Origin of the sequence: Mucilaginibacter dorajii (genome assembly GCF_024808255.1) — a bacterium.
GTDB lineage: Bacteria > Bacteroidota > Bacteroidia > Sphingobacteriales > Sphingobacteriaceae > Mucilaginibacter > Mucilaginibacter dorajii.
The window spans coordinates 17947-30846 of the sequence record NZ_JANTYS010000041.1 but is presented as its reverse complement, the minus strand read 5'-3'; the positions used below and the strand labels follow the sequence as shown (position 1 = coordinate 30846).

Sequence of the window (12900 nt, the reverse complement as noted above, 5' to 3'; positions counted from 1 at the left end):
GACCTGTATAGTTCATCTTAGGACTAACAGAATACCTTGTATAGTATTTACAGGATTTACTCACAAATCTGTATAGCTATTTCCGGACGGGTCAGGGTGCTTGGGCTTTCCGTCCGTTTGTGCGCATCAACCGTCCGTTAGCGGACGGTTTTAAAATAGCTTAATTTATAAATATCTAATAACCAACAAATTACAAAATGGCACTTGTATTGGCATAGGCATAACAAATAAATACACAACACAATGACTACCGCCGACGAACGTTTACAGACAATTTGGGAAGGATGCTTACGCAACGAACGTAAAAGCCAGGAGCAATTTTATAAATTATTCGCGTCAAGAATGCTTGCCGTGTGCATGCGTTATACTACCGATAAAGACGAGGCCCAGGATATATTGCAGGAAGGTTTCATCAAAATATTCAGAAATATAAATAACTACCGTAACGAAGGCAGCCTGGAAGGCTGGGTGCGCCGTATTATGGTTCACGCCGCCATTTCGCGCTACCGCAAATTAAAACCAATGGTTTTGGTTGAGGACTTCTCTGCCGATACCGAAATGCCAATAAGCAAAGCCTATAACGATAATGGTTTGGAAGCAAAGGATTTAATGAAACTGATCCAAAAGCTGCCAAAAAACTATCGCTCAGTATTTAATATGTATGCCATTGAAGGTTACTCACACCAGGAAATCGGCAACTCATTAGGCATGAGCGAATTGCTATCGCGTACTACCTTGCACCGTGCCCGCACAGCCCTTAAAGAAATGATTGGCAAATTGACCATGAGCGAGGAGCATTGTTACGCGTAACACGATTTTCAGGATTTAACAGGATTATAAAGATTCTTTTAGTTCGATTAAATCTTGAAAATTCTGTTAAATCCTTAAATCGTGTTTCTACCTATGTTTACTTCCCATGTAAAAAGTGATCTCGCCACCGTTCATAATGTCGCTGTGACTGATCAGCAGGCCGGTTAGCGGTTTGCCGTTCAGCACCATCTTTTGTACATATACGTTCTTCGCACTTTGATTTTTTACGTTGATAGTAAACGTTTTGCCGTTATCCAGGTTGATCGTCGCGCCATCTACCGCAGGGCTGCCGGTTGAATATTGGTCTGAGCCCGGTGCTACCGGGTAAAAGCCCATTGAACTAAAGATGTACCAGGCACTCATCTGGCCGGTATCATCATTACCACCCAATCCATCCGACGTTGGTTTGTACATCCGTGGCAGTATCATCCTGATCCTTTCCTGGGTTTTCCAGGGCTGGTCTGTCCAGTTGTACAGGTAGGCTACATGGTGCGATGGTTCGTTGCCGTGTACATAGTTACCGATGATACCATCTCTTGTAATATCTTCTGTTTCTGCAAAGTATTTATCCGGCAGGTTCATCGTAAACAGTGAATCCAGGTACCTGGTAAATCTTTTGTTGCCACCCATCAGCTGGATGAGTGACTTCGGGTCCTGTGGTGCAAACAGGGTATAGTTCCAGCTGTTGCCTTCTATAAATCCTTCATTGATCGTCGTCAGCGGATCGAAACCTTTCCTGAATTCGCCATTGGCCAGTTTCGGGCGCATGAATCCTACTTTAGGATCATATACGTTTTTATAGTTTGCCGATCTATTCATAAAAGTTTCGTAAACATCCATCCGGTTCAGCTTTTTGGCCAGTTGGGCGATAGACCAGTCGTCAAAGGCGTATTCCAGTGTTGATGATACCGATACCCCGCTTTTTTCATCGGGGATATAGCCATGGTCCATGTATTCGCCTATGCCTTCATAGTCTCTATGAGTGGCTGTGGCTATACAGGCATCCAGTGCTTTGTTGGCTGTATTGGAATCTGTTACCGTTCCTTTTACTATCGCGTCGGCTAATACGGCTACGCTATGGTAACCGCTCATACACCAGTTTTCATTACCCGAGTTCGACCAGATGGGCAGCATATGCTCCGGGCTTTGCTCATAGTGCGCCAGCATGCTTTGTACCATATCGGCATTCCTTTTCGGTTCGATGATATTGAACAGCGGGTGCAGGGCACGGTAGGTATCCCAAAGCGAGAATGTGGTGTAATTGGTAAAACCTTCGGCTTTGTGTACGTTTTGGTCTATTCCTTTGTACTGGCCGTCGGCATCCATGTAGATGGTCGGGTTGATCATCGTATGGTACATGGAGGTGTAAAAATTTTCCTTTGTTTCCTGGTTCCCTTTGATCTCTATTTTATGCAATTCGGTTTCCCATTGCTGCTGGCCATCGTTCTTTACTTTATCAAAGTCCCAGCCGGGGATCTCGGTTTGCATATTGTTCATCGCCCCGGCCATACTTACCGGCGAAATAGCGAATTTGATTTTGATCTTTTCGCCTTCTTCGGTTTTAAAATCGAAGTAAGCACGGATTTGTTTGCCTGCTATTTCGGGGAAATTCTCGGTTTTGTTGAATTTGCCCCAGAAACCGCCGTACACTTCTCTTTTATCGTACTTTTTATAGCCGTGTTTGAAGAAAGCTTTGTTAAAGCTCATGGCGAAGTACAGGGTTCTGGTACGTGCCCAGCCATTGGTCTGGCGGAAACCCATCACCGTACTATCGTTTACTACCCTCAAATACGTCCACACGTTTTTATCGGGGTAGTTATAAATGCCGGCCATCAGGTCCAGGATGATATGCGACTGGTCTGATTTGGGAAATGTGTACTGGTGAAAACCTACCCTGGTGGTCGTGGTCATTTCGGCCAGGATGTTATGGTCGTCCAGTTTTACTTTGTAGTAGTTGGCCTGGCTCAGCTCGTTCTGGTGCGAGAACGCTGATCTGTATCCACTGCCGGGTTTATCGGCTGTGCCGGGATTTAATTGCAGAGCACCGATGGTCGGCATGATCAAAAAGTCGCCCAAATCTGAATGCCCCGTGCCGCTGAAGTGGGTATGACTGAAGCCTACGATCGTTTTATCTTCGTACTGGTAACCCGCGCAGTATTTGTATACATCGGGGTTATATTTGCCATTCAGCTCGTAGCTGGCTGTATCCGTTTCGGGGCTCAATTGTACCATCCCGAAGGGAACCGTTGCTCCAGGGTATACATGTCCCATCCGCGCTGTGCCGATGATCGGGTGGACGTATTGGACCAATTTCTCGGACGAAGCCGTTTGCGCATGAAGAGATAGGGAAGCGCAGGTTAATAGAACAGAAAGTATTTTCTTCATTTTGAGCGTCGGTGTCAACCAATTAAAATCAAATAAGCGTTCAAATATAATGGATAAAGGCTAATTGTTTCGGCATCAGCAATAAAAACCGTACCTTAACCTATTGTGATAAATCATTACAATTTGTAACAACGGTATGCATTTTGCATTCTAAATAAAATACATCAACAAAAACATCATATCGCCAAATGAAAAAGTTATTATCAGTATTATTAGTTATCGTGGTAGCTATGAGCTTAAGCTCGTGCAGCTATAACAGCATGGTTAAGTTAGACGAAACTGTAAAATCAAAATGGGGCGCTGTTCAAAGCGATTACCAGCGCCGCAGCGACCTGGTTCCAAACCTGGTAAATACCGTAAAGGGCGCTGCCAACTTTGAAAAAAGCACTTTAACAGCGGTAATAGAGGCCCGTGCAAAAGCAACATCGGTACAGGTTGATCCAACTAAGTTAACGCCCGAATCTATCAAAGCCTTCCAGGCATCACAAGGCGAATTAAGTTCGGCTATTGGGCGGTTACTGGTTGTATCAGAAAAATATCCTGACTTAAAAGCAAACGAGAACTTCCGCGACTTATCCGTGCAATTGGAAGGCACCGAAAACAGGATCAACGTATCCCGTAAAGATTTTAACAGTGCTGTACAGGAATACAACACCAAAATCCGCTCGTTCCCGGCTAACATCACCGCCAAAATGTTTGGTTTTGCAGAAAAGGGCTATTTTACTGCCGAACCAGGAAGTGATAAAGCACCTAAGGTTGAATTTTAATTATTGAATGACTGAATTATCGAATTATTGATTTAATCTTTAGGCTAACAATACTCGCAAAATCCAGGACTCACCAATTCATAATTCAGTCATTCACTAATTCACTAATTGAACACATGAAGGTATTTAACGAAGAAGAACAACAGCGGATACGCAATGCGATACAGGAAGCCGAAAATCGCAGCAGTGGCGAGATCCGGGTTTGCATTGAAAAAAAATGTAGCGAAGAAGTGCTTGATCGCGCAGCAAAATATTTTTTTCAGCTTAATATGCATAAAACAGCATTGAGGCATGGTGTGCTTGTTTACGTGGCTACTGTCGACCGTAAATTTGCCATTATTGGCGATGCCGGCATTAATAAAGTTGTACCTAACAATTTTTGGGATACCACCAAAGAAGACATGTTGCAGCATTTTAAGTACGGCGATATTGTAGAAGGCATTGTTACCGGACTAAAAATTGCCGGCGAACAATTGCAAAAATACTTTCCACACCATGCAGGTGATGTGAACGAACTGCCCGATGATATTGCCTTTATGGATGGCGAATAACCCAATGAAACTCATGTTTAAAAAACTACTTATATTTTGTAGCCTGCTGCTTTGCACCGCGATGGCGTTTGCACAGGACTTCCCCGAACGTTCCAATACGTTAGTTACCGATTTTACCAATACCTTATCTGCCGGCGATAAACAAAAGCTGGAAACCAAACTGGTTGCTTTTAACGATTCTACCTCGACGCAGATAGCAGTGGTAATCCTGAAATCAGTCGGGAGTTATGACATTAATGATTACGGGCAGCAACTTTTGCGCAAATGGGGTATTGGCCAAAAGGGAAAAAACAATGGCATCCTGGTAATTGTGGCCATTGCCGATCGTAAAATGGCTATCCAAACCGGATATGGTGCCGAAGGCCCACTACCAGATGCGCTAACCCAGCGCATTATTCAAAATGACATGCGGCCCAATTTTAAAGCGGGTGATTATTATACCGGATTGGATGCCGCTACCGATGATATCATTAAAGCCACCAAAGGCGAATTTAAAGCAGACGCCCAACCAGCCGAACAAGGTAGTGGTGGCGATGGAGCCGGCATTATTATCTTAATTGTAATCATAGTGGTGATATTGATCATCATATTTCGTAACCGGGGCGGCGGTGGCGGCCAGATCATTGATCGCCGTGGGGGTGCAAGCCCCTTTTGGTGGTTTTTGGCCGGCAGTATGCTTGGCAGCAGCAATAGTAACAACGGATCTGGCTGGGGAGGTTTTTCCGGTGGAGGAAACGACGGCGGGAGTAGCAGCGGCGGAGATTTTGGTGGTTTCGGCGGCGGAGACGGCGGCGGTGGCGGCTCAAGCGGAAGCTGGTAGGGTTTTAATTATTGATTGACTGAATTATTGAATTAGTGATTTGAACTGCACCTTACTATTTGACTGCCGAATACTGGTATAACCATGGCAAATTTATCGTTGATTAATGTATAAAGATTATATTTTAAGAGAGCTCGAAAAAATGACGGTCATAATGGCCCGATTGGTGGGCTTCAAAGAGCAAGCAAAGCCAGATGAATTTATAAAACTTGCAGATACCATGCTGCAAAACGAGTTTGACATTAAACTGGATGAGCTGTTAGCATTATCCGCTGATGATTTTGAGCTATTTCTGATAAAATCAAATCATAAGGCCGATAAACTGGATGCATTAGCCCAATTATTATATATGTATGCCGAGCCATTTAGTCCCTCGCCCGAAACTTTGGCTACACTGCAAAAAATATTGTTAATTTTTGAATGGCTGGAAAAAAAGCACCACAGCTCGTCGTTCGAAAACATTAATAAACGAAATACTATCTATCAATTTCTACAAACAAACTATGAGTAAAGATCTTACCTGGAAACTACTTTCATCATCTTATATCCATAAAGGCCCCTGGGCTACCTTGCGTGTCGATGTTTGTGAAATGCCCGACGGCCGCATTGTTGACGATTATTACGTGCTGGAATATGGCAGCTGGGTTAATGCCGTTGCACTAACCGAAGACAATAAAATACTGATGGTAAAACAATATCGCCACGCGGCAGGTATCATATCGCTCGAAATTCCGGGAGGGGTTGTTGACGCAGGCGAAGAACCAATTGATGCCATCCGCCGCGAACTGTTGGAAGAAACCGGTTACCAGTTTGATGAGTTTGAGCTGATCTGCACTGTATACGGCAATCCATCAACCGCCAATAATAAAACCTTCACCTATCTTACCAAAGGCGGCAAAAAAGTACAAGGCCAGGAACTTGATCCCCATGAAGAGCTAATTGTTGAAGAATACACTATCGACGAGATTAAACAACTGCTGCTTGATAACCAGATAAAACAAGCCATGCATTGTTCAGGCTTATTTTATGGGATGATAAAATTGGGGGTCTTATAATTAGGCCTTCTTAGGGTATTTGTTTTTCAGATACTTCAATATCCCGGGGAAAAAATCGGCAAAGCTTTTATACTTTTTACTGTTGATATAGTTATCGTAAATAAACGGGGTTATATCCTCTACATAAATAAAATCGCTGCCAATTTCACGGGCTACCTGGCGTTTGTACTGCCGATCTGTACGGTACTTTTTGTAAAGGGCAGCGGTTATGGAGCGTACCATGTTTTCGTCAAAGCAATACGCCCAGTTGCTGATGTTATTACGCTTCATGCCCTCATCGTCCTTATTAAAAAGGTAGGCCATATCATCAATTTCTTTCTGATACTTTCTAAGCAGCCCGTTTATATAAACGTGGCTGCCTTCGTGCCATACCAGGTTTTCAAAATTCTTAAACTCAAACACCGGATCTTTATCTGCAGGGCCATCCTGTTTAAAGAAGCCTGTATTGTAAACCAGCCAATCGGCGTATTGCGGGTTTAAGGTTTTGGTCATGATGGCATGCGATCCCCAGCTGTTTAGCGGATCGATGCAGATATCCCAATGCACATCCGCGTAAAAACCATAAAAATCTTTCAGCTTTTTAACCAGTTTGCCCGAGTCTACCTGTGCTTTTAGTGCATCGCCCCATTGGGTATAGCGTGTTTGGTGCTGTTCAAAAAATGCCCAGAAGTGGGTATCGTTAAAAAAATCACGACATAGGCTCATGTATTCCAGTACGTTTTCTTTACCATACATTTTATACCACCCCAAATCTGCGGGCTCATAAATTTTAATGTCGGGAAAATTGCTCATACACCAGCCCAGTTCTACCAGGTCGGTATAGGTTTTACCAAATGACCTTGCTTTTTTAACCGCCGGATGGTCTTTATACTTTTCAAAGTAGGCCATCGCTTCGGTAGTATAGGCCGAAGGATTGGGTTTGGGATAGCCGTCGGCCAGGATCTGCACTATGGTAAAAAGCTCAATGCCGGGGTGTACATTTACTCTTAGCTCATCCTGGCAAAATCCCCGCAGCGGGGCAACAAATAAAAGGATTAGGAATAGTTTTTTCATGATGGTTTATTTTTCAACAAAAGTCAGATCCTATCACCAGCATAAAAATTCCGATTGATGAACGCCTTAAAAACATTGACAAACCAGTTGGCGGCTTCATCACCAAAATACCGGCGTTCATCATTAATTACAGTCTTTTTATATATCGGCACTATTAAAGTACCCAGCCCTCGCTATATTTAACCGAATGAAGCGCAAGTACATTATTCTTTTACATATCACTTTCTGGCTTTTGCTTGTGCTTAACGCTACGCTTCCCTTGTTTAATAACAATCCTTTTGCAGCATTCAAGTATCATAAAAAAGACCTCAGTTTATTTATTGATTATGTTTTAATCGGTTTGGGTTTCCAGTCTATAGCTGCATTATGTTTTTATGGCAATTACCTATTTGTAGCGCCGCAGTTATTCGTCAAAAAAAATTACCTGGTGGCTGCGTTATACCTGCTGCTTATTATGACCGGAATGATTGGGTGGCGGTACGTTGTTGAATTTGGCTTTTTTAAACCGGTTTTAGGCTTCGATAATTATAAGGGCAATGCTATAACGGTAAGCTATTACGTTAAGAACATTGTTTTCTATTACTTCCCGGGCTATTTTATTTACGGCATCGGTTATTTTTTTGTGGAGAACTGGTATATCAATAACCGCAAAAAGGAGGAATTGCAAAAGGAAACACTTAAAAGCGAACTGGCTTTTTTACGCTCGCAGATCAACCCGCACTTTTTATTTAATACCATTAATGATATTTATTCGCTCACGTACCAAAAATCAGATGAAGCACCCGAGGCTCTGTTAAAGCTATCAGAGTTATTGAGGTATATGCTGCGCGAAGGTAATGACGATTTTATGCCTTTAAGCAAAGAAATCCAATACCTGCAAAACGTTATTGAACTGCAAAAAATTGGTGCCAAAGGCCAGGCCTATATCAACTTTGAACTGGAAGGGCTTATTGGCGATCAAAAAGTGGCATCGTTACTATTTATCTCCTTTGTTGAAAACGCATTTAAGCATGGCGTGTTAAAGGATAGTACCACCCCGGTGATCATTAAACTTTATGCTGATGATGAGCGGGTGGTGTTTGGCATTGGTAATAAAAAGAACAAAGATCAAAAAGACACTACAGGTGGCATTGGCCTCTATAACGTAAAGCGGCGGCTGGAGTTACTTTACCCAGGTAAACATCATTTAGATATAACCAAGAGTGCCGATTTTTATAGTGTTAACTTAAGCCTGCAATTAAACTCATGAAAATAAGCTGCCTGGTAGTTGATGATAAACCTTTGGCTATTGATATTATAATAGACTATATCAGTAAAGTTCCTTTCCTGGAATTGGTCGCGCAAACCACAAATCCAATCGAAGCCTTGCATATGCTCAACGAAACGGCTATTCATTTGGTGTTCCTTGATATTCAAATGCCGGAGTTGAATGGTTTACAATTCATTAAAATAGCCGGTAAAAAATGTAAAGTGATATTAACTACGGCGTATGCCGAGTATGCTCTTGAGGGTTATGATCATGATGTGATAGACTACCTGCTTAAACCCATTCCCTTTAACCGCTTTTACCAAGCAGCAGAAAAAGCCCGTCAGCTTATTTTACAACCCCAAACCTTTATTGAAGCTCCCATAGCTATCCCGTCCGAGGAACCTGCATTGGACTATATTTTCGTAAAAACCGAACACCGTATTCAAAAAGTGAATATAAAGGACCTGCTTTATATTGAAAGCCTGCAAAATTACATTGTATTGCACACGGCAAAGGAAAAAATCATGAGCCTGCAAACGCTTAAAAAGATTGAGGAGCAGCTCCCAAAAAAAGAGTTTGTACGGGTACATAAATCTTTTGTAGTGGGATTGCGTCACATTAGCTTTGTGGAACGCAGTCGTATAGCTATTGCCGATATCATCATTCCTGTTGGAGAAACTTACCGGGATGGATTTTATAAATTGATAGATAAGGCGTGATATGTATTAAGCCCCCGGCGAAAAAACATCGATCTAACTCACAACTCATTACTCAACACCCTCAACTTTATTCGGGGCAATTATCTTTGCGGCGGGTATCAATAATGTAAATGATTTTCCAGCCGGCGGGTGTGCGTATCAGCGTAAATACATCTACGCCGCAATAGCTAAAGGTTTTACCTAAGTAGAATTTGTAGGGAGTCCAAACGCTGGCCAGGTCGCCATCAATTTTAATATCGCTGAAGGTGATCTGCTCATCCCATATTTCTTTGTGCGGGGCGCCTACAGCTTTTATAAAATCATTGGGGTTATCAATGTCTAACGCCACAGTGCCATCCTTTTTATTGGCCACTCCCTCAAAAACGATATTTTTATGAAAAGTGAACCGCAACATTGTGCTATCGCCCTTGCGCATGGCATCAAACATGGTGTTGATGGTTTGCTTAACTGCATCCCTATCGGTTTGCTGGGCGAAGGCTTTGAAAGATGCGAGAACAACAACGAAACTAACAAGTAAAAGCTTTTTCATACACACTAATTTCACGAATTGGGTCGAATTTCACGAATTGACTTGATGCGAATTAAACAGGCCTGATTTTTTCCGACAATTTAGTTAAATTTGTATATGCAGCCAATTGATTACAAAGAATATATAGAGATAAATCCCGAAGTCAGGTTTGGAAAACCTGTTATTAAGGGGACAAGAATTTCTGTTTATGACGTATTGCAATGGTTGGCGTCGGGCTTAAGCCATGAAGAAATCATAATTGATTTTCCTCAGTTAAGTAACAATCATATCCTGGCCTGCCTATCTTACGTAGCCAATAAGGAACGGACAATCAAGGTTGCATGATACGCCTTATTGCCGATGAAAACATTTCCTGGCGCTTGAAAAAAATTCTAAGCGATTGGGAAATTCTCCCCTCAAATGAAATTAAGCTGAATGACCGGCTAACTGATTTGAATATCTGGAGATTTGCAAAAAATAACGATTATGCGATTTTAACTTTTGATGAAGATTTTTGTGAATTACAAAACTTATATTCTTTTCCACCGAAGATCATTTGGCTACGTACCGGTAACGTAAATACCCAAACCATTGCCGATTTATTAAATTCACTTCAGAAAGGTATTCTCCAATTTTTATCTGCAGATGATCTTGGGATAGATATATGAAATATATCTTCAATAACCACCTCAATTTATACGGTCGCCCCTTAATGATTCTCTTCCTCGTCAATCTTATCTATAACACTCACTAATTCTTCAAACGCCTGCCCTACGCCGAAATAATTTTCAAGCTCTTTTAGGGTTGATGAATTGGTGGCAATGTCCTTAATGATCACGCCTTTTTCCATCAGCAGGATGCGGTCGCAAACGTCGGTAATGTGGTTAAGATCATGGCTGGATACGATGGTGGTAACGCCTTTGGTTTTGTTCGCTTCCTTCAGCATATTTTTCAGTCTGAATTGTGTGCTTGGGTCAATATTGGCGAAAGGCTCATCCAGCATCAACAATTGCGGGTTTTGCAGCATACAGGAGGCCACGCCTACCTTACACTGGTTTCCTTTGGATAAATCGCGGATGTATTTTCCTTTTTTCAGGATCTCATCGTTAAAAAAATCACCTAGTTTTACCAGGGCCTCATCAACAGTGGCCTTGCTTTGCTGATGTAAACCACCAATAAAATACAGGTATTCCTCGGGCGTAAGGTAATCTATCAAAAAACCTTCATCAAGGTATGAGGCCGTGTAAGTTTTCCAGTTTTCGCCACCGGCTACTACCTCAACGTTTGATAACACTTCACCCGTATCCGGCCGGATCAAATCCAGGATCATCCTGAACAACGTTGTTTTACCCGCCCCGTTATTACCAACCAGGCCAACACTTTCGCCTTTGGCGATGCTTAGCTGGGGCACGTTCACCACGGTAACACCGCCATATATTTTTTTAAGACTTTTTATTTCTATCATCATCTTATTTATTTCTGAAGCCTTCGGCTATTTGATATCGTTTGGTATAGTAATCGGCCTCCAGCACCTTTATCCAGTAATTGCGGGTTAAAACACCGGCTATACCAACAATGGCAATTAAAGCCAGCCCAACGTCGGCGTGTTTCAATAATGCAAACGGACCATAAATAATGAAAGGCGTAATGATCAATGGTAGTGAAAGAATCCATTGCGTAGCGCCAATACCTTGCCAGTTAAAAGCCGCGCCTTTGGATAGATCGAGCCTTTTAAAATTACGGTTTGCAAAGTAAAGTACCATGGTGGTATTTACGCCTATGTTCCACAGGTACATCACAAAGTGGATCATCACTACCCGCCATCCAAAATAAACATATGGCATAGTGAGGATAAAAAACACAGTGGATATGGCGGTAAACAGCAGGTATTTGGCCTTAATAAAATCGCTGAAGTTAATGTTACTTACCAGCAAGCCATCAAAATGTGTGGCCTGCCAGCCAAACATAAACTGCCCGTAATTGATAATAAAAATGCCTGTCATAAACATGCCTACAAAAACCTTGTATCCTTCGCCAAAATGCGAACTGGGATAAAATATCAATCCATAAAACATAAAAAACAGGCCCATTACCAATGCACTCCGCGAACGTTTATTGCGCAATACCAGTTTAATTTCGTTAGCCGCCAAATCGCCCACACTGCCAAAACGCGCCAGGAAAGGAATATCGGTGGTGCTTTTATAGGAACTTGATTTACGCGCTGTAAGATCTTCGAGGTATAGGTTTTGTTTAAGGTAGATAAAATTCAAATAATACATACCTGCCGCCAGTACTACAGGCAGCAATGCCAATGCTGGCATGACAAGTAACCTGCCGAAGAAAGCGTATGAAATATTTCGTAACGAGATAACATGCCATAAAAAATCGCAGGCGATGATGAGGATTAAAACAGCCGCCGAAATTAAGAACACCCAGCCGTTGATATTTGATCGCCTTTTAAGGTATAAGGCCAGGTAATTGTTGAAAACGGTGAAACCTGCTATCGCGGTAATAAACGATAATACAACAGCAACACCAGAATCGGGCGCTATTACTTTAATTATAAAAGGCAAAAACAGCACAAAGGGCCATAAGTTAAATACAGATAAAGTAGCGCTGATAGTCAAATACCTGAGCAGGAAATTTCTTTTGATAGGCAAATGCAAATAAGGCAGCACCCTAAGTGTAGGCAGATCCTGCAGTTGTAGCCGCATGAGCAGATCAAACAAAAAGTAAATAAGGACGATACCACAAAAAGGGATGATCACTTCCTCGTTAGGAAAAGCGTGCTCCAAAAATTTACCCAGTAAAAAACCGACGACAAGCGCGTTTAGGAACAGGTAAAGGATCAATATGCCCATCACCACACGTATGGCAATGCTTTTACCCGTATTTTTTGACCGCCAAAAGGCTTTTAATTCATGACTGATAAAGGATAGAACCATATAAACACTAATTACACAAATTGATACGAATTACACGA

At 42.2% G+C, this 12900-nt stretch carries 15 protein-coding genes; 10 read left to right on the top strand and 5 right to left on the bottom strand.

Annotated features, from left to right (window positions below):
* The first annotated feature begins 243 nt into the window (after positions 1-243).
* On the top strand, positions 244-810 hold the full coding sequence (locus FHS10_RS28775) for an RNA polymerase sigma factor (RefSeq protein ID WP_259097657.1): 567 nt from the start codon (positions 244-246) through the stop codon (positions 808-810).
* Positions 811-897: 87 nt separating this feature from the next.
* Here the strand turns inward: FHS10_RS28775 and FHS10_RS28770 are convergent, their stop codons facing one another.
* The gene (locus FHS10_RS28770) at positions 898-3195 is read right to left on the bottom strand and encodes a GH92 family glycosyl hydrolase (RefSeq protein WP_259097656.1); all 2298 of its coding nucleotides are present in this window, start codon (positions 3193-3195) and stop codon (positions 898-900) included.
* 188 nt (positions 3196-3383) lie between these two features.
* Here FHS10_RS28770 and FHS10_RS28765 point away from each other — a divergent pair, with 188 nt between their 5' ends.
* The 5 genes from FHS10_RS28765 to FHS10_RS28745 all read left to right on the top strand — a co-directional run bounded on the left by FHS10_RS28765 (position 3384) and on the right by FHS10_RS28745 (position 6388).
* Positions 3384-3962 (top strand): LemA family protein, encoded by a 579-nt coding sequence (locus FHS10_RS28765; RefSeq protein WP_259097655.1) that lies wholly within the window; start codon positions 3384-3386, stop codon positions 3960-3962.
* 116 nt (positions 3963-4078) lie between these two features.
* Entirely contained in the window at positions 4079-4513 is a 435-nt protein-coding gene (locus tag FHS10_RS28760; protein WP_259097654.1) for a TPM domain-containing protein, read from the top strand.
* A 13-nt stretch (positions 4514-4526) separates the two neighbouring features.
* Complete coding sequence (locus tag FHS10_RS28755; protein ID WP_259097653.1) at positions 4527-5333, top strand: TPM domain-containing protein; 807 nt, start codon at positions 4527-4529, stop codon at positions 5331-5333.
* A gap of 106 nt (positions 5334-5439) precedes the next feature.
* The gene (locus FHS10_RS28750) at positions 5440-5844 is read left to right on the top strand and encodes a hypothetical protein (protein ID WP_259097652.1); all 405 of its coding nucleotides are present in this window, start codon (positions 5440-5442) and stop codon (positions 5842-5844) included.
* The gene (locus FHS10_RS28745) at positions 5837-6388 is read left to right on the top strand and encodes an NUDIX hydrolase (protein ID WP_259097650.1); all 552 of its coding nucleotides are present in this window, start codon (positions 5837-5839) and stop codon (positions 6386-6388) included. Before FHS10_RS28750 ends, FHS10_RS28745 begins: the two co-directional genes overlap by 8 nt.
* Here the strand turns inward: FHS10_RS28745 and FHS10_RS28740 are convergent, their stop codons facing one another.
* Positions 6389-7441 (bottom strand): DUF4932 domain-containing protein, encoded by a 1053-nt coding sequence (locus FHS10_RS28740; protein WP_259097648.1) that lies wholly within the window; start codon positions 7439-7441, stop codon positions 6389-6391.
* A gap of 187 nt (positions 7442-7628) precedes the next feature.
* On the opposite strand from FHS10_RS28740, the gene FHS10_RS28735 reads away from it, so the two are divergent.
* Positions 7629-8690: a sensor histidine kinase gene (locus FHS10_RS28735; RefSeq protein ID WP_259097647.1), complete on the top strand. Its 1062-nt coding sequence runs from the start codon at positions 7629-7631 to the stop codon at positions 8688-8690.
* On the top strand, positions 8687-9409 hold the full coding sequence (locus tag FHS10_RS28730; protein WP_259097646.1) for a LytR/AlgR family response regulator transcription factor: 723 nt from the start codon (positions 8687-8689) through the stop codon (positions 9407-9409). Before FHS10_RS28735 ends, FHS10_RS28730 begins: the two co-directional genes overlap by 4 nt.
* 67 nt (positions 9410-9476) lie before the next feature.
* Here FHS10_RS28730 and FHS10_RS28725 read toward each other — a convergent pair whose 3' ends face one another.
* Positions 9477-9938, bottom strand: coding sequence for a nuclear transport factor 2 family protein (locus FHS10_RS28725; RefSeq protein WP_259097645.1), 462 nt, complete (start codon positions 9936-9938; stop codon positions 9477-9479).
* Positions 9939-10034: 96 nt separating this feature from the next.
* On the opposite strand from FHS10_RS28725, the gene FHS10_RS28720 reads away from it, so the two are divergent.
* Together FHS10_RS28720 and FHS10_RS28715 are read left to right on the top strand one after the other, a co-directional pair.
* Positions 10035-10262, top strand: coding sequence for a DUF433 domain-containing protein (locus tag FHS10_RS28720; RefSeq protein WP_259097644.1), 228 nt, complete (start codon positions 10035-10037; stop codon positions 10260-10262).
* On the top strand, positions 10259-10585 hold the full coding sequence (locus tag FHS10_RS28715) for a DUF5615 family PIN-like protein (RefSeq protein ID WP_259097643.1): 327 nt from the start codon (positions 10259-10261) through the stop codon (positions 10583-10585). Before FHS10_RS28720 ends, FHS10_RS28715 begins: the two co-directional genes overlap by 4 nt.
* A 41-nt stretch (positions 10586-10626) precedes the next feature.
* Here the strand turns inward: FHS10_RS28715 and FHS10_RS28710 are convergent, their stop codons facing one another.
* Positions 10627-11385, bottom strand: a complete 759-nt coding sequence (locus FHS10_RS28710; protein ID WP_259097642.1) for an ABC transporter ATP-binding protein — start codon at positions 11383-11385, stop codon at positions 10627-10629.
* Between the two features lies 1 nt (position 11386).
* Positions 11387-12862, bottom strand: a complete 1476-nt coding sequence (locus tag FHS10_RS28705; protein ID WP_259097640.1) for a DUF5687 family protein — start codon at positions 12860-12862, stop codon at positions 11387-11389.
* Positions 12863-12900: the final 38 nt, after the last annotated feature.

What these genes read in the sequence shown, in the direction of transcription:
- FHS10_RS28775 (WP_259097657.1), top strand. Translation starts at nt 244, where the DNA reads ATGACTACCGCCGACGAACGTTTACAGACAATTTGGGAAGGATGCTTA.
- FHS10_RS28770 (WP_259097656.1), bottom strand. Translation starts at nt 3,195, where the DNA reads ATGAAGAAAATACTTTCTGTTCTATTAACCTGCGCTTCCCTATCTCTT.
- FHS10_RS28765 (WP_259097655.1), top strand. Translation starts at nt 3,384, where the DNA reads ATGAAAAAGTTATTATCAGTATTATTAGTTATCGTGGTAGCTATGAGC.
- FHS10_RS28760 (WP_259097654.1), top strand. Translation starts at nt 4,079, where the DNA reads ATGAAGGTATTTAACGAAGAAGAACAACAGCGGATACGCAATGCGATA.
- FHS10_RS28755 (WP_259097653.1), top strand. Translation starts at nt 4,527, where the DNA reads ATGTTTAAAAAACTACTTATATTTTGTAGCCTGCTGCTTTGCACCGCG.
- FHS10_RS28750 (WP_259097652.1), top strand. Translation starts at nt 5,440, where the DNA reads ATGTATAAAGATTATATTTTAAGAGAGCTCGAAAAAATGACGGTCATA.
- FHS10_RS28745 (WP_259097650.1), top strand. Translation starts at nt 5,837, where the DNA reads ATGAGTAAAGATCTTACCTGGAAACTACTTTCATCATCTTATATCCAT.
- FHS10_RS28740 (WP_259097648.1), bottom strand. Translation starts at nt 7,441, where the DNA reads ATGAAAAAACTATTCCTAATCCTTTTATTTGTTGCCCCGCTGCGGGGA.
- FHS10_RS28735 (WP_259097647.1), top strand. Translation starts at nt 7,629, where the DNA reads ATGAAGCGCAAGTACATTATTCTTTTACATATCACTTTCTGGCTTTTG.
- FHS10_RS28730 (WP_259097646.1), top strand. Translation starts at nt 8,687, where the DNA reads ATGAAAATAAGCTGCCTGGTAGTTGATGATAAACCTTTGGCTATTGAT.
- FHS10_RS28725 (WP_259097645.1), bottom strand. Translation starts at nt 9,938, where the DNA reads ATGAAAAAGCTTTTACTTGTTAGTTTCGTTGTTGTTCTCGCATCTTTC.
- FHS10_RS28720 (WP_259097644.1), top strand. Translation starts at nt 10,035, where the DNA reads ATGCAGCCAATTGATTACAAAGAATATATAGAGATAAATCCCGAAGTC.
- FHS10_RS28715 (WP_259097643.1), top strand. Translation starts at nt 10,259, where the DNA reads ATGATACGCCTTATTGCCGATGAAAACATTTCCTGGCGCTTGAAAAAA.
- FHS10_RS28710 (WP_259097642.1), bottom strand. Translation starts at nt 11,385, where the DNA reads ATGATGATAGAAATAAAAAGTCTTAAAAAAATATATGGCGGTGTTACC.
- FHS10_RS28705 (WP_259097640.1), bottom strand. Translation starts at nt 12,862, where the DNA reads ATGGTTCTATCCTTTATCAGTCATGAATTAAAAGCCTTTTGGCGGTCA.